This window comes from Ruegeria sp. EL01 (assembly GCF_900313035.1).
Taxonomy (GTDB): domain Bacteria; phylum Pseudomonadota; class Alphaproteobacteria; order Rhodobacterales; family Rhodobacteraceae; genus Ruegeria.
The window spans coordinates 136,598-156,662 of record NZ_OMPS01000044.1 but is presented as its reverse complement, the minus strand read 5'-3'; the positions used below and the strand labels follow the sequence as shown (position 1 = coordinate 156,662).

The 20,065-nt window shown below is 57.8% G+C and carries 21 protein-coding genes; 16 read left to right on the top strand and 5 right to left on the bottom strand.

Features of this window, described 5'->3' with window-relative positions; translation table 11 throughout:
* Positions 1–76: 76 nt before the first annotated feature.
* From D9K61_RS18915 to smpB, 7 genes are all read left to right on the top strand, one after another.
* Positions 77–721: a queuosine precursor transporter gene (locus tag D9K61_RS18915; RefSeq protein WP_120634750.1), complete on the top strand. Its 645-nt coding sequence runs from the start codon at positions 77–79 to the stop codon at positions 719–721.
* Between the two features lie 263 nt (positions 722–984).
* On the top strand, positions 985–1,404 hold the full coding sequence (gene arfB, locus D9K61_RS18910; protein WP_120634749.1) for an alternative ribosome rescue aminoacyl-tRNA hydrolase ArfB: 420 nt from the start codon (positions 985–987) through the stop codon (positions 1,402–1,404).
* A gap of 60 nt (positions 1,405–1,464) precedes the next feature.
* Complete coding sequence (locus D9K61_RS18905) at positions 1,465–2,211, top strand: SDR family oxidoreductase (protein WP_120634748.1); 747 nt, start codon at positions 1,465–1,467, stop codon at positions 2,209–2,211.
* 24 nt (positions 2,212–2,235) lie between these two features.
* Entirely contained in the window at positions 2,236–3,252 is a 1,017-nt protein-coding gene (locus tag D9K61_RS18900; protein ID WP_120634747.1) for a P1 family peptidase, read from the top strand.
* A gap of 113 nt (positions 3,253–3,365) precedes the next feature.
* Entirely contained in the window at positions 3,366–3,779 is a 414-nt protein-coding gene (locus D9K61_RS18895) for a cytochrome c family protein (RefSeq protein WP_120634746.1), read from the top strand.
* 206 nt (positions 3,780–3,985) lie between these two features.
* Complete coding sequence (idi, locus tag D9K61_RS18890) at positions 3,986–4,528, top strand: isopentenyl-diphosphate Delta-isomerase (protein ID WP_120634745.1); 543 nt, start codon at positions 3,986–3,988, stop codon at positions 4,526–4,528.
* 58 nt (positions 4,529–4,586) lie between these two features.
* Entirely contained in the window at positions 4,587–5,063 is a 477-nt protein-coding gene (gene smpB / locus D9K61_RS18885; protein ID WP_120634744.1) for an SsrA-binding protein SmpB, read from the top strand.
* 32 nt (positions 5,064–5,095) lie between these two features.
* Here smpB and glpK read toward each other — a convergent pair whose 3' ends face one another.
* From glpK to panB, 3 genes are all read right to left on the bottom strand, one after another.
* Positions 5,096–6,574 (bottom strand): glycerol kinase GlpK, encoded by a 1,479-nt coding sequence (gene glpK, locus D9K61_RS18880; protein WP_120634743.1) that lies wholly within the window; start codon positions 6,572–6,574, stop codon positions 5,096–5,098.
* A 71-nt stretch (positions 6,575–6,645) separates the two neighbouring features.
* Positions 6,646–7,497, bottom strand: coding sequence for a pantoate--beta-alanine ligase (gene panC, locus D9K61_RS18875; RefSeq protein ID WP_120634742.1), 852 nt, complete (start codon positions 7,495–7,497; stop codon positions 6,646–6,648).
* Positions 7,494–8,333 carry a 3-methyl-2-oxobutanoate hydroxymethyltransferase gene (gene panB / locus D9K61_RS18870; protein ID WP_120634741.1) on the bottom strand — a complete coding sequence of 280 codons (840 nt, stop codon included), beginning with the start codon at positions 8,331–8,333 and terminating at the stop codon, positions 7,494–7,496. The genes panC and panB overlap by 4 nt, the downstream gene beginning before the upstream one ends.
* A 170-nt stretch (positions 8,334–8,503) precedes the next feature.
* On the opposite strand from panB, the gene D9K61_RS18865 reads away from it, so the two are divergent.
* From D9K61_RS18865 to D9K61_RS18840, 6 genes are read left to right on the top strand one after another with little or no spacing between them, the layout of a single operon-like run.
* Positions 8,504–9,991 carry an ABC transporter substrate-binding protein gene (locus tag D9K61_RS18865; protein ID WP_174235116.1) on the top strand — a complete coding sequence of 496 codons (1,488 nt, stop codon included), beginning with the start codon at positions 8,504–8,506 and terminating at the stop codon, positions 9,989–9,991.
* 29 nt (positions 9,992–10,020) lie between these two features.
* Positions 10,021–11,040, top strand: a complete 1,020-nt coding sequence (locus D9K61_RS18860; protein ID WP_120634740.1) for a hypothetical protein — start codon at positions 10,021–10,023, stop codon at positions 11,038–11,040.
* 40 nt (positions 11,041–11,080) lie between these two features.
* A complete protein-coding gene (locus D9K61_RS18855) occupies positions 11,081–12,028 on the top strand; it encodes an ABC transporter permease (protein ID WP_120634739.1) in 948 nt (315 codons plus the stop codon).
* Positions 12,025–12,840 (top strand): ABC transporter permease, encoded by an 816-nt coding sequence (locus D9K61_RS18850; RefSeq protein ID WP_120634738.1) that lies wholly within the window; start codon positions 12,025–12,027, stop codon positions 12,838–12,840. Before D9K61_RS18855 ends, D9K61_RS18850 begins: the two co-directional genes overlap by 4 nt.
* Positions 12,837–14,429, top strand: coding sequence for an ABC transporter ATP-binding protein (locus tag D9K61_RS18845; RefSeq protein ID WP_120634737.1), 1,593 nt, complete (start codon positions 12,837–12,839; stop codon positions 14,427–14,429). The genes D9K61_RS18850 and D9K61_RS18845 overlap by 4 nt, the downstream gene beginning before the upstream one ends.
* Before the next feature lie 34 nt (positions 14,430–14,463).
* Complete coding sequence (locus D9K61_RS18840) at positions 14,464–15,915, top strand: aldehyde dehydrogenase family protein (RefSeq protein ID WP_120634736.1); 1,452 nt, start codon at positions 14,464–14,466, stop codon at positions 15,913–15,915.
* On the opposite strand, the gene pncB is transcribed toward D9K61_RS18840, so the two are convergent.
* On the bottom strand, positions 15,912–17,204 hold the full coding sequence (gene pncB, locus D9K61_RS18835) for a nicotinate phosphoribosyltransferase (RefSeq protein WP_120634735.1): 1,293 nt from the start codon (positions 17,202–17,204) through the stop codon (positions 15,912–15,914). The genes D9K61_RS18840 and pncB overlap by 4 nt on opposite strands.
* Before the next feature lie 165 nt (positions 17,205–17,369).
* Between pncB and D9K61_RS18830 the strand changes: the two genes are divergently transcribed.
* Positions 17,370–17,900, top strand: a complete 531-nt coding sequence (locus D9K61_RS18830) for a hypothetical protein (protein ID WP_120634734.1) — start codon at positions 17,370–17,372, stop codon at positions 17,898–17,900.
* On the opposite strand, the gene pncA is transcribed toward D9K61_RS18830, so the two are convergent.
* Entirely contained in the window at positions 17,897–18,490 is a 594-nt protein-coding gene (gene pncA / locus D9K61_RS18825; RefSeq protein ID WP_120634733.1) for a bifunctional nicotinamidase/pyrazinamidase, read from the bottom strand. The two genes, D9K61_RS18830 and pncA, sit on opposite strands and share 4 nt — an antisense overlap.
* A 96-nt stretch (positions 18,491–18,586) precedes the next feature.
* Between pncA and D9K61_RS18820 the strand changes: the two genes are divergently transcribed.
* A complete protein-coding gene (locus tag D9K61_RS18820) occupies positions 18,587–19,492 on the top strand; it encodes a rhodanese-related sulfurtransferase (protein WP_120634732.1) in 906 nt (301 codons plus the stop codon).
* Between the two features lie 65 nt (positions 19,493–19,557).
* Positions 19,558–20,061 carry a potassium channel family protein gene (locus D9K61_RS18815; protein ID WP_120634731.1) on the top strand — a complete coding sequence of 168 codons (504 nt, stop codon included), beginning with the start codon at positions 19,558–19,560 and terminating at the stop codon, positions 20,059–20,061.
* The last annotated feature ends 4 nt before the right edge of the window (positions 20,062–20,065 follow it).

The window sequence follows — 20,065 nt, the reverse complement described above, 5'->3', positions numbered from 1 at the left end:
CCGCTAGAAGCGCGGCTTGCCTTGGGATGAGCCCTTGGCCAAGTCGCCGCTACCTTGTCAAAACGGGCATCAAAATATGCAACGCGCTTACATTCCCGGCATTATTGCCATGGCCACCATTGTTGTGGCCTCAAACTTTCTGGTCCAGTTCCTGATCTTTGACGGGCTGTTGACCTGGGGTGCTTTCACCTATCCGCTGGCCTTTCTGGTCACCGACATCATGAACCGAGTCTATGGCGTGGGTCCGGCCCGCAAGGTCGTGTTCGCCGGGTTTGTCACCGGTATCATCTGCTCGCTGATCGGCAGCCAGATCATGTTGCAGGGTGACGGGTTCACCTATGCCGCAGTGCCGCTGCGGATCGCCGTCGCGTCCGGCACCGCCTTCCTGATCGCACAGCTGACCGATGTCACCGTGTTTAACTCGCTGCGCGGTGGCCGATGGTGGCGCGCGCCGCTGGTTTCGACACTGGTCGGATCGGCGCTGGATACGGTGATCTTCTTTACCATCGCTTTTTCGGCCTCGGTTGCGATCTTTGGTGCCAATGCAGACGCTGCAATCAGCTGGGCGTGGGAGCCTGTGCCCTTCATGCTGACGGGTCCGATGGCCCCGCTTTGGGTGACGTTGGCTTTTGCGGACTGGCTGGTGAAACTGTCACTGGCGCTGATCGCGCTGATCCCGTTCAAGGTGATCGTCGCCCGACTGTCCGCGCAGCCTGCATAAAAAAACGCTTTGAGAATGGCACAACTTGTGGCACGCTTCTTTTCAACCGCAATAGATAGAAAAGGAGGTGATCCAGTGTCGAGAAAGAGATTGGAGAGAGGTGTTGGAACAACCGGGGGGATCGCCTGTTAGGGCAGCCCTTGGCGGAGCGCTCGCTCCGGCTGGTCGATTGATCTAACCGACCCAACCTCCTGAACTTTCGAAGGGCCGTCCCGCTGGGGCGGCCCTTTTTGTTTCTGCCGAGGGCCTATAAGGTCCGCCTTATGTTGCGCATCAATGACGATATCACCGTACAGGACTGGGAACTGACTGAGAGCTTTGTCCGCTCTTCCGGCCCGGGTGGGCAGAACGTCAACAAGGTTTCAACGGCCGTTGAGCTGCGTTTTGAGGCTGCGCGTTCTCCTTCTTTGCCTGATCCGATCAAGGCGCGATTGAAGCGGCTCGCCGGGCGGCGTTGGACCAAAGAGGGTGCGATCATCATCCAGTGCGAAGAGACGCGGTCACAGGCGCGCAACCGCGAAATCGCGCGCGCACGCCTGGCCGAGTTGATCGCCCGAGCATTAGTTAAACCCAAGCGGCGCATCGCGACCAAACCCACTTACGGTTCGGTCAAACGTCGGTTGGCAACAAAAAAAGCGCGATCAGACGTCAAAGCCTTGCGCGGCAAGGTGCCTGAAGATTGATCTGGTAACTTTTCCGGGCGTTGCTACTCTGCCACTCAAAGGCGGCAGGGAGGCAAAGCCATGAGGTTGGAGGGAAAAACCGCGATCGTAACAGGCGGCGCATCCGGTTTTGGTGCAGGCATCGTTCAAAAATTCCTGGCCGAAGGGGCCCGCGTCATGATTGCCGACATCAATGGGGATGCGGCCAGCGATATGGCGGATCAGCTTGGCGTGAATGCAGTTGCCCAAGTGGTTGACGTGGCGAATGCGGCCTCGGTTCAGGCCATGGCTGATGAAGTTCTTGGCCGTTTCGGACACCTCGACATTCTGGTGAACAACGCGGGGATCACGCATCTTCCCACCCCGCTGGAGGATGTCAGCGAAGAGGATTTTGACCGCGTTTTCGCCGTGAATATGAAATCGGTTTACCTGACGGCGCGGGCATTGGTGCCGCATATGAAATCCCGCAGCGCCGGAGCTATTCTGAATGTGGCGTCTACGGCCGGATTGTCGCCGCGCCCGAACCTGAACTGGTACAACGCCTCCAAGGGCTGGATGATTACCGCGACCAAAACAATGGCCGTGGAACTGGCCCCGTCTGGCGTACGCGTGAACGCGATCTGCCCGGTGGCAGGCGAAACGCCTTTGCTGAAGTCCTTCATGGGGGAAGACACGCCCGAGGTACGCGCCAAATTTCTGTCCACCATTCCACTGGGCCGTTTTTCAACACCCGAGGACATGGCCAATTCCACCTGTTTTTTATGCTCGGACGAGGCCAGTATGATCACGGGTACCGCGTTGGAAGTGGATGGCGGACGGTGCATCTGATTTGAACAAACGGACGACACTCCTATGACACCCGGACCCCAAAATCTGATCACCGATGTGCCCGGCCTGAAGGTTGGGAACGCAAAGGATGATGCGCTGAAATCCGGTGTAACTGTCCTGACCGCTGATCATCCCTTCTCTGCGTCGGTTCACGTGATGGGGGGTGCCCCCGGCACGCGGGAAACCGATCTGCTGGCGCCAGATAAATCTGTTACACAAATCGATGCAATCGCCATGTCAGGTGGGTCCGCCTTTGGGCTGGATGCTTGCTCCGGGGTTTCTGATGCGCTGCGATCACGGGGCCGCGGCTATCCGGTCGGTAACACACGGGTGCCCATCGTACCGGGTGCAATTCTGTTCGACTTGCTAAACGGAGGAGATAAGGATTGGGATGAAAACCCCTATCGCACCTTGGGACGTGCCGCGTTTGAAAATGCCAGGGATACGTTTGCGTTGGGCACTGCGGGTGCGGGAACCGGGGCTTTAGCTGCGATGCACAAGGGCGGGCTCGGGTCTGCTTCACTGGTGCTGGACACTGGCGTGACAGTCGGCGCATTGGTTGCCGCCAACCCGCTAGGCAGCGTGACGACGCCCAGCGACCGTCATTTCTGGGCTGCGCCGTTTGAGGTTGGTGGTGAATTTGGCGGGTTGGGCCCCGATCCGTCAGCCGGGTTGGGACAACCATTCGTCAGTCGCAAGGCCCTGGCAATGCGACCTGCCGCACCAGACAAAACCAACACCACCATTGCCATCGTCGCAACCGACGCAGCCCTGTCTAAACCGCAATGCCACCGGCTTGCGGTGGCGGCCCATGACGGTATCGCCAGGGCCATTCTTCCTGCGCATACACCGGGTGATGGCGACTTGGTGTTTGGCGTCAGCACAGGTGCCCGACCTTTAGAAACCGAGGCAGAATTGAGCGCGATTGGACACGCAGCATCGCTGTGCCTGTCGCGGGCAATTGCACGGGCTGTCTATCTTGCTTCACCCGAAACAGGCGATCTTTTGCCCTGTTGGACGGCGTCACATGACATAAGTTAAGGACGGTACACAAACTCTAGTGACACAGTATCCTCGCGCGGCAATCTGCGCGTTGACTCTCACCTGCACCAGCGGTCCATTCGGTGCAGCCAAATGTATCGGAGCAAATAGCTATGAATCGCATCCTCGCTACCGCAATTGTCGGCCTTTTGGCCGTACCTGCCTACGCCGAAGGCGACGCAGAAGCCGGAAAGAAGACGTTCAACAAATGCAAATCCTGCCACATGATTGCTGACCCAGCCGGCGAAGCGATTGTCAAAGGCGGCAAAACCGGCCCGAACCTGTATGGAATCGCAGGTCGCACTGCAGGAACCTACGAAGGGTTCAAATATGGCGACAGCATCGTTGCCGCAGGCGAAAACGGTCTGGTCTGGGACGAAGCAACATTTGTTGAATACTCACAGGATCCCAAGGCCTTCCTGAAAGATTATCTCGGGGAAACCTCGGCCAAGTCCAAGATGACCTTCAAGCTGAAAAAGGGCGGTGAAGACGTGTACGCCTATATCGTAAGCGTTTCTGGTGAATAACGCCTGATTGCCGCCGCGTGATGAAATGAGCAGAAGGCCGCAGCCCCTGCGGCCTTTCGTGCGATTGCTAACCAGTTGGATCATCGTCACTTTGGGAACAAGCGATGTGGGCTGTAATCATGGTCACGTCGCAACGCCAAGCCGATCCGGCCGCAGCTAATATTATAATCCCGTCGGGAAGGCGGATCGGCAGCAGGAGACGACAGATGGGAATCATGATCCCGGCCTGGGTTGATGGTGAATTGACCCCCGTGGACAAGCTTGAGGCGCATGAAAAGGGGCTCAAGCACAAGGCGGTGTCCGTCTTCGTCGTGCGCGGAACCGAGATATTGCTGCAGCGCCGTGCGATGGGCAAATATCATACGCCTGGCCTATGGGCGAATACCTGTTGCACCCATCCGGACTGGGACGAGAAGTCTTCGGTCTGTGCTGTGCGTCGCCTGCACGAAGAACTTGGCATTACCGGCCTCTATCCGGAATATCGCCACCGGTTGGAATACCACGCCGACGTCGGCAACAATATGGTCGAAAACGAAGTGGTTGATGTGTTCCTGGCCCATGTGCGTGGTCCGTTGAAGATCGAGCCTAACCCGGACGAGGTCATGGATATTCGTTGGATCGACTACCACGATCTGCTGGCCGAAGTGCAGCGCCATCCGGACCGTTTCACCCCGTGGCTCAAGATCTATTTGCACAACCACGCAGACACGATTTTTGGGCCAGACTTGATCATTTCCGCCAAATCCTGACACCTAAGGCGAAACCCTGCCTTGCATGGCCGGGACAAGCCGCCTAAATCAACGCGTCATGGCCAAGCAAAAGACAGACCCGAATTACAAAGTGATTGCCGAAAACCGGCGTGCCCGCTTCGATTATGCGATCGAAGAGGATATCGAGTGCGGCATCATGCTGGAAGGGTCCGAGGTCAAGTCGCTGCGCGCAGGTGGCTCGAATATTGCTGAAAGCTATGCATCGGTTGATGACGGAGAGCTGTGGCTCGTCAACAGCTACATCGCGCCATACGATCAGGCAAAATCATTCAAACACGAAGAGCGTCGCCGCCGCAAACTGCTGGTCACTCGCAAGGAATTGTCGAATCTGTGGAACGCGACGCAACGCAAAGGCATGACGTTGGTGCCGTTGGTTTTATACTTCAATCACAAAGGTCTGGCCAAAATCAAAATCGGCATTGCCAAGGGCAAGAAGACCCATGACAAGCGTGAAACCGAGGCCAAGCGGGATTGGTCACGGCAAAAGCAGCGGCTTCTGAAAGATCACAGTTAAAGCGGCTCGGTGTTTTTGCCGAACCAACCCGATCAAAACGCCATCGTTGCCTGAACCGCGCGCTGCCAACGCGCGTAAGCAGCGTCACGCTCGGCTTCCGGCAGGGCAGGTTCGAACCGCTGATCCAGACGCCATGTCTCGGCAAAGCCATCCTGATCGGGATAAATCCCCGCTTTCATTCCGGCCAGCCAAGCTGCACCCAGTGCAGTGGTTTCCTGCATTACCGGTCGGTCCACCGGGGCGCCCAGATAGTTGGCCAAGCCTTGCATGGCCCAGTCAGATGCACTCATCCCGCCATCGACGCGCAGGATGACATCCGCATCGGTGCCCCAGTCGCCTTGCATGGCGTGCCACAGATCGCGGGTCTGGAAGGCGATGCTTTCGAGTGTCGCACGGGCGATCTCGGCACGGCCCGAGTTACGGGTCAGACCGAACATGGCGCCTCGGCAATCCGGTTTCCAGTACGGTGCCCCAAGGCCGGTGAAGGCCGGAACCAGCACCACATGCTGGTTCGGATCGGCCTTGGCGGCAAGATCACCACTTTGCGGGGCTGTTTCGATGATTTCCAACGCATCACGTAGCCATTGCACCGCTGCGCCTGCGATAAAGATAGACCCCTCCAGCGCGTAAGTCCGCTGTCCGTCCAACTGATACCCGATGGTCGTGAGCAGCCGGTTTTTGGATGCAACGGGCTGTGCGCCCGTGTTCAGCAGCGCAAAGCACCCGGTGCCATAGGTCGATTTCATCATACCCGGCTGGAAACAGGCCTGACCAATGGTGGCCGCTTGCTGGTCGCCTGCGACGCCAAGGATCGGGATGCTACCGCCGAAAAGGGATGTGCTGCCGAAATCGGTCGCACAATCGCGCACCTCGGGCAGCATGTCCAAAGGGACATCCAGAAGATCGCAGATTTCCGGGCTCCATGCGCCTTTGTGGATATCGAACAGCAAGGTTCGGGCGGCGTTGGTGGCATCCGTTACATGGCTGCGCCCTTCGGTCAGTCGCCAGATCAGAAAGCTGTCGATGGTGCCAAACATCAGTTCGCCGACCTCGGCACGCGCGCGGGCACCCGGCACAGTGTCCAGCAGCCATTTGACTTTGGTGCCCGAGAAATACGGGTCCAGCAGCAAGCCCGTTTGTGCGGTGACATCGTCCTCGCACCCGGCCTGACGGTAGCGCGCGCAGATATCGGCGGTCCGCCGGTCCTGCCAGACGATGGCGTTGTGGATGGCCTTACCGGTTGCGCGATCCCACACGACGGTGGTTTCCCGCTGGTTGGTGATGCCGATCCCTGCGATCTGCTCAGAGGATGCTCCGACGGTTTCCATAACCTCACGACAGACCGTCAGAACACTGTCCCAGATGTCTTCGACATCGTGTTCGACCCAGCCTTCCTGCGGGAAATGCTGCGGGAACTCGTGCTGCGCCGTGCCGACACGTTGCATCTGTGCGTCAAACAGAATTGCGCGTGAGGACGTTGTGCCCTGATCGATTGCCAGAATATAGGTCATGCCTGCGCTTCTCCCCCGCTTCATTTTGCGGGACTTTAGCGCAAACGGTTGTGGTCCTGCCAGAGCAGAAATCAGACTGGCGTGACCGGGATATTGTCGATTAGGCGAACCCCATCCGCCCAGGCCGTGATGAACAGCCGGGCCGGGCGCGAGGCGCGGGGCAGCTCTTCCAAACTGTCAGCGCAGCGCAGGTCAATGTATTCGACCTCGGTGAAACCGGCGTCGATCAGTTCGGCCTTGGCCTTTTGCGCCAGCGGTGCGAAGGCTTGCCCGTTTGCCAACTCGGCTGCCAGAGCTCGCATGATTCCGCTTTTTTTCGCGGCAATGTTCAGACCTTCGCGGGACAACATCAGATTGCGCGATGACATGGCCAGACCCGACGGTTCGCGGATCGTCGGACAGCCAATGACCTCGATCTGAATATCCAGATCGCGGGCCATGCGACGAACAACTAGCAGCTGTTGATAGTCTTTTTCCCCGAAATAGGCTCGATCCGCGCGGGTTTGCAGGAATAGCTTGGCCACAACGGTGGCCACCCCTTCAAAATGTCCGGGCCGGAACGGCCCCTCCATGACATCGGTCAGCCCAGAGACTGTCACCGTTGTCGAAAACCCTTCGGGATAGATCTGATCCGGGTCCGGAACATAGATCGCATCCACACCGTAAGGCGCCAGCTTTTCAGCGTCTTCAATTTCGGTGCGCGGATATTTGGCGAGATCTTCGGGATTGTTGAATTGTCTTGGGTTCACAAAGATCGTGACGATCACCCGGTCGCAGTCTGCCCTTGCAGCTTGGGCCAACGACAGATGCCCTTGATGCAGTGCGCCCATTGTTGGGACAACGCCGACAACTTCCCCGTTTTGGTGCCATTCAGACGTTAACGCGCGCAGATCTGTCAGGCGACGCAGGATTGGTGGGGTCATGCCTTTGAGCCCTCGGTCGGAGCCTGATCCGCAAAGATATGTTCCTCTGCCGGGAAACTGCGTGCCCGAACCTCGGTCGCGTAGTCTGCAATGGCCTGTTCTGCCAATGGGCCAAGGTCGGCATAGCGTTTGACGAATTTTGGTTTGAACGCGGTGAAAAAGCCCAGCATGTCGTCGACCACCAGAATTTGCCCGTCACATCCGGCAGACGCGCCGATACCAATTGTGGGGATGGCAATTGCAGCGGTGATCCGGTCGGCCAATACTTGCGGAACCTTCTCTAACACGACGGAAAATGCCCCTGCATCCGCAACAGCATGGGCATCTGCCAGCACCGTTTCGGCCTGATCATCGCGGCCCTGCACCTTGTAGCCGCCCAACGTGTTGATCGATTGCGGCGTCAAACCGATATGGGCCATCACCGGGATGCCGCGCTTGACCAGAAAGCGGATGGTTTCGGCCATCTCGACGCCGCCCTCCAGTTTCACGGCACCTGCCCCGGTTTGTGCCATCAGCCGTGCCGCGTTTCGAAAGGCTTGCGCTGGGCCTTCTTCGTAACTGGCAAAGGGCATGTCGATGACCATCATGGCCTTTTGCAGCCCGCGTGCGACGGCTTGCCCATGCAGGATCATCATCTCCATGGTCACGCCAAGGGTCGACGACAGACCGTGTAGCACCATGCCGACGCTGTCGCCCACCAGAACAAAGTCGCAATGGTCGTCCATCAGCTGCGCCATGGGCGTCGTATAGGCGGTCAGACTTACCAGAGGTTCGCCGCCTTTTCGGGCTCGAATATCCTCGGCGTTTGGGGCTTTTTTGCGGGCGGTGGCGCTCATGCTCGCTCCTGCGGGGTTGATGTTGCAGTGCGGCATAACAGATCGAATGAGGTTAGAGAAACCCCGGTTGCGCGAACATTTCCTTGAATGACCCGAAGTTTAAAGGGACATTGTGGGTACGATGGCCCGCAAAACAACGGGTCAACGCGTATTAGTGGGTGGAGAATTTTATGACAAAGCAGATGTTTCGAACCGTAAGCTCAGTGTTGGCAATGGGTGTCAGCGTTCTGGCCAGCCCGGCTTTGGCAAAATCGGATATCACGATTGCCATGCAATTGGAGCCGCCGCATTTAGACCCGACAAGCGCTGCAGCGCAGGCCATCGATTCGGTTGTTTACACCAATGTGTTTGAAGGGTTGACTCGATTCATGGGTGATGGATCGGTCGTGCCGGGCTTGGCCGAGATGTGGGAGATTTCCGATGATGGGACCGTCTACACATTCACGCTAAGGGATGGTGTGACCTTTCACGATGGCACTACGATGGATGCCGAGGACGTCAAATTCAGCCTCGACCGCGCCACGGCCGAAGACAGCGCCAATGCGCAGAAAGCGCTGTTTGCCGGAATCGAAAGTGTCGAAGTTGTCGACCCTCTGACCGTCAAGGTCACCTTGTCAGAGCCGAATGGCAGTTTTCTGTTCAACTTGGCCTGGGGGGATGCGGTCATCGTTGCGCCGGAAAGCATTGATGGCATTAAAACCAACCCGGTCGGCACCGGGGCTTTCGCGTTTGGTGAATGGGTTCAGGGTGACAACATCACGTTGAACCGGAACCCCAACTATTGGGGCGATGAGCCTGCGTTAGAGACTGCCACATTCAAGTTCATCTCGGATCCAACCGCTGCCTTTGCCGCTATGATGGCCGAGGATGTGGATGCGTTCGACAACTTCCCCGCGCCGGAAAACCTGCCTCAATTCGAGGCTGACCCGCGTTTCAAAGTTCTCGTCGGCTCGACCGAGGGTGAGACGATCCTGTCCACCAACAACAAACAGCCGCCATTTGACGACATTCGTGTGCGTCAGGCGCTGGCCCATGCCATCGACCGGCAGGCGATCATCGATGGAGCGATGTTTGGGTATGGCACACCGATTGGATCCCATTTCGCGCCGCACAACCCGGCTTACGTCGATCTGACGGGAAACTCAGCCTACGATCTGGAAAAAGCCAAGGCACTGCTGGCCGAGGCTGGATTTGCCGATGGGTTCGAAACCACGCTGCATTTGCCGCCGCCGTCTTACGCCCGTCGTGGTGGAGAGATTATCGCCGCACAGCTGGCCGAGGTCGGGATCACCGCCGAGATCATCAATGTCGAATGGGCGCAATGGTTGGAATCTGTATTCAACGGCAAAGACTTTGGCCTGACCATCGTCAGCCACACCGAGCCGATGGATATCGGAATCTACGCCCGGCCAGAATATTATTTCCAGTATGACAGCACGGACTTTCAAGCCTTGATGGCGACGCTGAATTCGACCACGGCCCCTGAAGAGCGGGCAAAGATTCTGGGAGAAGCGCAGCGAGTGATCGCGAATGACTATGTAAACGGCTATCTGTTCCAATTGGCCAAACTGGGCGTGGCCAAGGCCGGTGTCCAAGGACTTTGGGAAAATGCCCCTACCGCAGCAATAGATTTAACGGCAATAAGCTGGAATGAATAAAAGCATCTAGCACTGAAGAGGGTCAGCGCATGATCAGAATACTTGTTGCTGCCCTTTTTATTGTGGCTCAGGCTGCGATCGGATCAACCGTTTCGGCGCAAACACGGCTTGAGAAGGCCGTGGCGCTTTGGCTGGACGGCGATGACGCAAGGGCTTTGCCGATGCTGGCTGAACTGGCGGCCAAGGGCGATGCCGAGGCGCGTTTGCTTTTGGCGCGGATCGAAACGATGGATCTGGGTCCGTCACCATTTCGGCTGGGGCTTGAACCTGCTCAGTCCCGCATGTTGTTCCGTCAAAAAGACCTTTCGGCGTTTGGGCGGTCTTGGTTGATGGTCGAGGCAGCGGCGGGCAACGACCTGGCACAGGCTTTGTTGCGCGCCAAACGACCCGAGCCAGATCCTGTGCTGATCTCGCGCTTGAATGCGCTGGGCGAACATCAGGCAACGGATTATCCAACCAGAATAGTGGCCCTGTATGGCAATAAAGACATGCGCCACAGCCTCCTGGAAGACGATGGGCTGATGGATGATCTCAAACCGTATTTGTCGTACCTCAGCCTTGATCCTGAACCGCGTGGCGATGGCCTTGCCGCCTTGCGCCACATTCAGTCGGACGGTGTTGATGCGGGTTCTGCGCAAGCGCTGGGCATGGCGGGAACCTTGGCACTTGGGCTGGGATATGGGGATCTTTCACCGAACAATCCTTGGCGACCCGCGGTGGAGAACTGGCTGATGACCGCCCAGGCAACCGTGCCGATTGCGCAGCTCTGCTCGTCAAGCTGTGGAACCGAAGCGCCTGCATGCGCTTTTGCATTCATGGCGTTGTCCGGTGGGTATTTTGAGGTCATCCGTACCGACAGCCCGCTTGAGACGGTTATTCCTCAGGACAGGTTTCTGGAAAGCCCCCGCGCGCGATTGATGGTGTTGCGCAGGGTGGTTCTGGCTCGGACCGAGACCAATCTTGAATGGCTTGCCGAATCCGCGCCCGCAGCCGAGTTGTCTTCCTGCGCCATTGGCCTGATCCAGGAAGAACGTCAGGCGTACCAGTAGCCGCTGGACCCGGGCAGCAAGCGCACTTAACCTGTTGCCAATGCTACGCTATGCCCTCAAACGCCTACTCTCGCTTATCCTGAGTCTTGCCGTTGCCTCGGTCGTCATTTTTGCGGTGATCGAGATTGCGCCGGGCGATCCGGCGTCTTTCATGCTTGGGGTGAACGCGCAGGCCGACACACTGGCCGCTCTGCGCGCGGAACTTGGGTTGGATGTGTCCAAGGCGCTGCGATACTTTAACTGGGTCAGTGGCATGCTGGTTGGGGACTTTGGCACATCCTATACGTATCGTACCCCGGTGTCGCAGATGATTGCCGACCGCCTTTGGGTGTCACTGCCGCTGGCACTTTATGCGCTGACCCTGTCCACCCTGATTGCCTTTCCCGCCGGGATCTATGCGGCTGCGCGCCGGGGCAAACCCGGTGATCTGGCCGTGATGGGCGCCACGCAATTGGGTGTTGCCGTGCCCAATTTCTGGTTCGCGATGATGCTGGTGCTGATCTTTGCCATCAACCTGCGTTGGTTCAATGCCGGCGGGTTTTCGGGATGGGACAAAGGGATTTGGACCGGGCTGCATTCGCTAACGTTGCCCGCCATCGCACTGGCCTTGCCACAGGCGGCCATTCTGGCGCGTGTCATGCGGTCGGCCTTGCTGGACATTCTGGGCGAAGATTTCATGCGGACAGCGCGCGCCAAAGGGCTCAACCCCCGACAGGCGCTCTGGCGTCATGGGGTGAGGAATGCGCTGATCCCGGTTCTGACCATCATCGGGTTGCAGTTTTCCTTCCTTCTGGCCGGATCCATCATCATCGAGCAGGTCTTTTACCTGCCGGGTTTGGGCCGGCTGGTGTTCCAGGCGATTTCAGCCCGTGACCTGATCGTGGTCGAATCCGTGGTCATGCTGCTGGTTTTCGCGGTGATCACCGTGAATTTTTTGGTCGATCTGGCTTATGCCGCCGTTGATCCAAGGCTGAGGGGCCGGACATGAGCCGCAACTTGATCCTTGGCGCGTGTTTGTCTTCACTGGTTCTATTGGCGGCTTTGGTGTCCTTTGTCTGGACGCCATACAACTATGCTACGCTGAACATTCCCGACAAACTGCAACCCCCCAACGCAATGCATTGGTTCGGGACAGATCATTTCGGCCGCGACATATTCTCGATGATCATGGTTGGGGCGCGGACGTCGATTGCTGTCGCGTTGGTTGCCGTCGGCATCGGTATGGCGCTGGGCGTGCCTTTGGGCTTGGCGGCGGCGGCGCGAAAGGGATCGTGGTCGGACGAGTTGATCATGCGCGGCAATGATCTGGTTTTTGCGTTCCCGTCTTTGGTCATCGCCATCCTGATCACAGCGGTGTTTGGTGCAGGCGCGGTCAATGCCATCATCGCCATCGGCATCTTCAACATTCCCGTTTTCGCGCGCATTACCCGCGGCGCAGCGCTGTCCTTGTGGGAACGTGAGTTCATCCTTGCCGCCCGCGTCGCCGGGAAAGGCGCAGCACGCATTTCGGCCGAGCATATTTTGCCAAATGTCGCCAACTTGCTGATCGTTCAGGGGACGATCCAGTTCAGCCTTGGTATTCTTGCCGAGGCAGGCTTGTCTTACGTTGGATTGGGAGCGCAACCGCCAACGCCCAGCTGGGGGCGGATGCTGGCCGATGCACAGACAATGGTCAGTTTTGCCCCGCATTTGGCTCTGATTCCGGGGTTTGCAATCATAGTGACGGTGTTGGGCTTGAATCTGCTTGGGGACGGGTTGCGAGATTGGCTTGACCCTCGTATCCGGGTGGCGCGGGCATGACACTACTGCAGATCAATGATCTTTCTCTGGGGATCCACGGGACGACCATTCTGAGCCACGTCAACCTGTCGATTGCGCCGGGGGAAATCGTGGCGGTAACCGGCGAAAGCGGCTCGGGCAAGTCGATGACTGCTTTGACGGTCATGCAGCTGCTACCAAACGGCGCCCGGGCCGAAGGGTCTATTCTGCTGGACGGGCAAGAGGTACTGAACCGCCCTGAGGCAGAGATGTGCCAACTACGTGGGTCTTCCATCGGAATGGTGTTTCAGGAACCAATGACGGCCCTGAACCCGGTTAAAACCATTGGCGATCAGGTGATGGAAGCCATCCTGATCCACAAGGCCATGTCTCCTGCGGGTGCACGGGAACGGGCAAAGGAGGTTATGACCCGGGTTGGTTTGCCACCCGATAAATTCCCCCTGTCACGCTATCCGCACGAATTGTCTGGCGGTCAGCGGCAAAGGGTTGTGATCGCGATGGCCATCGCCCTGCCTCCCCGATTGCTAATCGCAGATGAGCCGACAACGGCGCTGGATGTCACCACACAAGCGCAGATCCTCGACCTGCTCAAAGGGTTGGTTACGGAATACGACATGGGCCTGTTGATGATCACCCACGATCTGGCCGTTGTCGCCGATCTGGCCGATCAGATTGTAGTGATGCGCCACGGCAAGGTGGTCGAAACCGGTGCAACCGCGCATTTGCTTCGGCACATGCAGCACCCCTATACCCGAATGCTGTTTGAGGCGTCCGGCCATCAGGTGACGCTTCCTGAACCAGTAGAACCGACCCCGTTGCTTGAGGTCGCGGATGTGGTTCGAGAGTATCGAATGCCACGACAGCATCTGTTTACGGTTCCGGGGCAGCACCGCGCGGTGGATCGTGTAAGCTTCGCCCTGAACAAAGGGGAGCGACTGGGGCTTGTGGGCGAGTCCGGGTGCGGGAAATCGACCCTAACACGGGCGATTTTGGGCCTTGAAGAAATGCAACAGGGGCAAATTCTGCTGGACGGCCAGCCTGTTTTCGCAGGCCACAAACCCAATTTGGCGGTGCGTCGGAAGATGCAGGTGGTGTTTCAGGATCCGTTTGGCAGTTTCAATCCGCGCCATCGCGTTGCCCGATTGATCACCGAGCCGTTTCATCTGCTGGATCACCCTCCTGCGGGAATCGAGCGACAGGATCGTATCGCAGAAATCCTGACGGCTGTTGGCCTCAGCCCCGATGACGCCAACAAGTACATTCACGAATTTTCGGGCGGTCAGCGACAACGCATTGCGATCGCCCGCGCATTGATCATCCGGCCCGAGCTGATCCTGTTTGACGAGGCGGTTTCAGCGCTCGACGTTTCTGTCCGGGCACAAATCCTGGATCTGCTGGTCGAACTTTGCGCGGCCTATGACCTGACCTACTTGTTCATCAGTCACGATCTGAGCGTTGTTCGGACAATCTCCGACAGGGTGATGGTGATGCGGGCGGGCAAAATCGTGGAACAGGGTGAGACAGAATCTGTCTTTGCTGATCCGCAGCATGGCTATACCCAAAAACTGATCGCGGCGGCGCCGCGACTACCTGAATTGGGTATCGCATGAATCCCGTTAGTTAGAGCCGAAATTGGAGTCCGACATGACACTTCCCCTCTGGTTCGATCCCAGCCTTTGCCTGATTGGTGGAACATGGGCTGCACCTGCGTCCCGAGACACGTTGCCTCTGGTCAACCCGTCGGACGGGTCCGAGATTTGCCGGATCGCGCGCGGGACGGCAGCAGATATTGCTAAAGCTGTAAAGGCTGCAAGGGCCGCGCGCGAGGGGGCTTGGGGCCGGATGACCGCGTTGGAGCGCGGTCGTATCCTAAGCCGTCTGGGACAATTGGTGCTGGACAGGGTCGAAGACCTGACCCTGCTCGAGGCGTTGGATGTTGGTAAACCATTGACGCAGGCACGCGCAGATGCGGTGGCCCTGGCGCGGTATTGCGAATTCTATGGGGGCGCAGCCGACAAGGTGATGGGTGAGACCATCCCGTACCTAGATGGCTACACCGTATACACTTTGCGTGAACCGCACGGGATCACAGGCCACATCGTGCCGTGGAACTACCCGATGCAGATCATCGGACGATCCGTTGGAGCGGCGTTGGCTATGGGCAATGCCTGTGTGCTGAAACCAGCAGAAGAGGCCTGTCTGACAGCACTGGCCTTTGCCCATCTGGCGCAAGAGGCAGGGCTGCCGGACGGGGCGCTGAATGTGGTACCGGGACTAGGTGCCGAGGCAGGTGCGGCCTTGTCGGAACATCCGGGCATTGATCACATCTCGTTCACCGGATCGGTGGCGACGGGTGCGCTGGTGCAGCAGGCGGCGGGGCGAAACGTTGTTCCAGTCACCTTGGAATTGGGCGGGAAATCCCCGCAGCTTGTCTTTGATGATGCTGATCTTGATGCAGCGCTGCCCTTTCTTGTGAATGCGGGGATCCAGAATGCGGGCCAGACCTGCTCGGCCTCATCGCGTATTCTGGTGCAGCGTGGGGTTTATGATCAGGTCAAAGAACGTATGGCAGACGCCTACACGCAGCTTAGTGTTGGCCCGGCGCAAGACGATTTGCGGGTCGGGCCGTTGATCTCGGCCCGCCAGAAAGAGATCGTGACCGGGTTTCTTACCAAGGGCGCCGACCTTAGCATCGCGGCGCAAGGAGATATCGTCAAAACAGCGCCGAAAGGCGGGGCCTATGTGCGGCCCACCTTGTTCTCGGATGTGCCACCAAATCACGTTCTGGCGCAGCAGGAAATTTTCGGCCCGGTTCAGGTTCTGATCCCATTTGACACCGAAGATGAGGCTCTAACCATAGCCAATAGCACCGATTACGGCCTTGTTGCCAGCGTCTGGACCCGCGATGGCGCGCGCCAGATGCGTTTGGCCAAGCGGCTAGATTCGGGACAAGTGTTCATCAACAACTACGGTGCCGGAGGCGGGGTCGAGTTGCCGTTTGGCGGGGTTGGAAAATCCGGTCACGGCCGCGAAAAAGGATTCGAAGCCCTGTATGGGCTTTCGCAACTTAAGACCGTGGCGGCCTTTCACGGCTAAACGATCACTTCGATGGGCTGCTGGGCACCAACACCAAACACCTGCTTGTAGCGGTCGATCTGATCCGCCGGACCCATCGCCTTTTCCGGGTTGTCCGACAGTTTCACGGTCGGTTGGCCATTGGCGGAAACCGCCTTGCAGACCAGCGAAAACGGGGCGAGCGCGTCATTGGGCACAAGCCCACGGAAATCATTGGTCAGCAATGTTCCCCAACCGAAAGACACCTTGGTGCGATGGGCAAACTGGCTGTGCAATTCCTGTATTTTGTCGACGTCCAGCCCGTCTGAGAATATGACGCGCTTTTCTTGCGGATCCTCGCCCCGCGACTGCCACCAATTTATTGCGACTTCAGCGCCTGCCGCCGGATCGCCGCTGTCAATGCGAATCCCAGTCCAGCCGGCCAGCCAGTCGGGGGCGCGATCCAGGAATCCTATGGTCCCATAGGTGTCCGGCAAGATAATACGCAGGTTTCCATCGTGTTCATCGTGCCAATCGCTCAGCACGTCATAAGGGGCCTGGGCCAGGTCGTCATCCGTGGCGGCCAAAGCGGAATACACCATAGGAAGTTCGTGGGCGTTGGTCCCGATCGCTTCAACTTCGCGGCGCATTGCGATCAGACAGTTCGAGGTTCCGGTAAACGACTCGCCCAACCCTTCCATCATCGCCTGAACACACCAATCCTGCCAAAGGAATGAATGTCTGCGACGGGTTCCGAAATCTGCGATGCTTAGTCCGTCGATCGAGCTGAGTGGTTCGATCTTTTCCCAAACACGGGTCATCGCGCGGGCATAAAGCACCTGCAATTCGAACCGGCGCATGTCGTTCAGGACGGCCCGCGAACGCAGTTCCATCAGAACGGCCAACGCAGGGATTTCCCACAACATCACCTCGTGCCATTTGCCTTCAAAGGTCAGCTCGTACTGATCGCCTTTGCGCTCCAGATGGTAAGGTGGCAAGCGCAAGTTCTCAAACCACTCCATGAAATCTGAGCGGAACATCTGGCGTTTTCCGTAGAACATGTTGCCCCGCAACCAGGTGCTTTCGCCACGGCTGAGACTGAGTGAGCGGATATGATCCAGCTGCTCGCGCAGCTCGCCTTCGTCGATCAGTTGGGCGAGTGGCACATGAAGTGATCGGTTGATCAGCGAAAACGTGACATCAGTTTGCGGTTTGTTGCGAAACACGGATTGGCACATCAAAAGTTTGTAGAAATCCGTATCGATCAGAGACCGCACAATCGGGTCGATCTGCCATTTGTGATTGTAGACACGGGTCGCGATGTCGACCATGGGGAACTCCTGCGATTTCCGTTGTTAGATCAATCGTCACGCTGATTGGCAAGAGTCGCTGATTTGATGACAATGCCCGGATGACGTCACATTACGGGCATATTGTGCGTGGTTTTCCCAGATTAGTGAGGGGGCAGAATGAATAGAGAAGGCTGAACCTGGTGAATGGCCCTCAAATACGATTTTGATATAGTCACTAAGACGTCGAGCGACATTGATCCTGACCTGAGCACCACCGGCTGCGCTGAAGGCGTCGAGGTGCGCGCGTTGTTTCGGGATATCAAGACGGCTGATGCGCTGCGTGGCGCGTCCCCCAAGATCCGCGGCATGTTTTCGGATGCCGGGTTCGGGCTTGAGGCCCATGACAGTGGGATTGCGCCCGGCGTTTACCCACCTGCTGATGAGCCTGATCGAGACCGCATTCTGCGTGATCTGTTCGCAAATATCAAAACCAGTGGGATTCAGGGCGAGTATTCCGGGGAATTCGATTTCCGGCAGTTTCTGCATCATGTCAGGCATGCACAACCGGTGAATGGCGTGATCGGTGCCGCAGCGATTGCGCATGACGAGGCGCAATATCCGCCCGCCAAAGATCAAAGACGCAGTGTGCCAGGGCGAATTGGTTTGGCCCTGGGCTTGGCTGTTATTCTAATCGCCTTGTTAAAATACTTGGCTGCCGCTGGCGTGTCGCCCTAAGCCAGCACGACGCCCGACGCGCGCATGGCATTTTCGGCGGCCTGTAGCGATCCATCCATATCTATTGCTCTGCAGACTTTCGTTTGCACCGTGACGTCAAACCCCAGTTTCGTCGCATCCACGGCTGAGTAGTGAACACAGAAATCGGTGGCCAATCCCACCAATGTCAGCCGGTCTATTCCGCGCGTGTCCAGATATCCTTTTAGCCCTGTTGGCGTTTTGTGATCATTCTCAAAAAAGGCGGAATAGCTGTCGATGGCTGGGCGGAACCCTTTGCGCAGGATCAGGTCAGCGTCCGTCCGCAAATCGGGATGGAAAGCTGCGCCATGCGATCCCTGAATGCAATGATCAGGCCACAGAACCTGTGGACCATAAGGCATCTCTGTCATCTCGAAAGGTGCTTTGCCCAGGTGCGAGTTCGCGAACGAAGAATGTCCGGCCGGATGCCAGTCTTGCGTTAGGATCACGGCGTCGAATTCATCCATCATGGCATTGATTGGCGCGACGATCTCGTCTCCTCCGGTCACGGCCAGCGCCCCGCCTGGGCAAAAATCGTTCTGGACATCGATTACGATCAAGGCATGGGTCATGGCGATCTCCTTTATCTGCAGTATGGGTAGGGGGCCGCGTGCGGGGCGTCAATCCGATCCCTTGCGACTCTGGCCCAGCGGGTTTAGACCGCGCGTATGTACACGATCGCTGCCCTATATCACTTTACCCGTTTTGCTGATCACGCCTTCCTGCGTGACCCGTTGGCAGAGCTGTGCCGCGCCCAATCGGTCAAAGGCACACTGTTATTGGCGCAAGAGGGGATCAATGGCACCATCGCCGGACCCCGCGCCGGGATTGACGCAGTGCTGGCCCATATCAAGGCTTTGCCGGGTTGCGCCGATCTGGATTGGAAAGAGGCCACTGCCGAAGATCCGCCGTTTGGCAAAATGAAGGTGCGTCTGAAGAAAGAGATCGTCACCATGGGTCAGCCGGATGTCGACCCGCGCGCCCGCGTCGGCAACTATGTCGAGCCGGAAGAGTGGAATGATCTGATCCGTGCGGACGACGTGGTGGTGATCGACACCCGCAACGATTACGAAGTTGCGATTGGCACATTTGAGGGCGCAATAGACCCTGAAACAAGCAGTTTCCGTGATTTTCCCGTTTGGTGGGAGCAGAACAAAGAACGGTTCCATAACAAGCGCGTCGCGATGTTCTGCACCGGTGGCATCCGCTGCGAGAAATCCACCAACTATCTGCTAGGTCAGGGGTTAGAGGATGTCTATCATCTGAAAGGCGGCATCCTGCGCTATCTTGAGGAAATGCCAGCGGAAGACAGCACCTGGCAGGGCGATTGCTTTGTTTTCGACAACCGGGTCTCGGTCGGGCATGGGCTGGTCGAAGGGCCACACAAACTGTGCCACGGGTGTCGTCGGCCTATCCTGCCCGAAGACGTGAAGCGCGCCGAATACGAACACGGAGTGTCTTGCCACCGATGCATCAACGAAACGTCTGAGGCGGACAAAACGCGCTTTCGCGAGCGGCAAAAGCAGATCGGGCTGGCCCGAGCGCGCGGCGTTGAACATTTGGGTACGGACTGAATTCGGGTTGCGTATGCCGGTGTGACGCCGGATGATTGACCGAATGTCATCAAAGCGGAGTGGTCATGTCCCGCGAACCCAAAACTCTGGATGAGTGGAAATCGACACTGGTTGCGGCTGCGGGGATGGTCTTTGCAAGCTTTCTGGCCTGGTACGGGCTGTCCCGTCTCAGCGAATCTGCTGCGGGCGATACCATCGGTACACTTGCCTCAGTCGGTCTTGTCATCTGGCTGATTTCGCAATCCTGGTTCTACATGACGCAGGTTAAGTCGCCCCGCAGGCTTCTGTTTTTGATGGGCGTGTCGTTTATTCAGGTGGTGCCATTTCTTTTTGCAGCCGTATATGGCGCGTTTGGGTACAGCGACCTGTGCGTCATCGGCGCAAAGGGACCTGCGGATGTGCTGTATTTCTCCTACGTGACCTTTACCACAGTAGGATACGGCGATCTGTCCCCGGCAGGGCTGTGCCGGGGTTTGGCTGCGGCCGAGGCCGTCACAGGGTATATCCTGTTGGGCCTGTTTGTTGCGGCGGCCGTCACCATATACTCCCATAACCACAACCGCAGTTAATCAG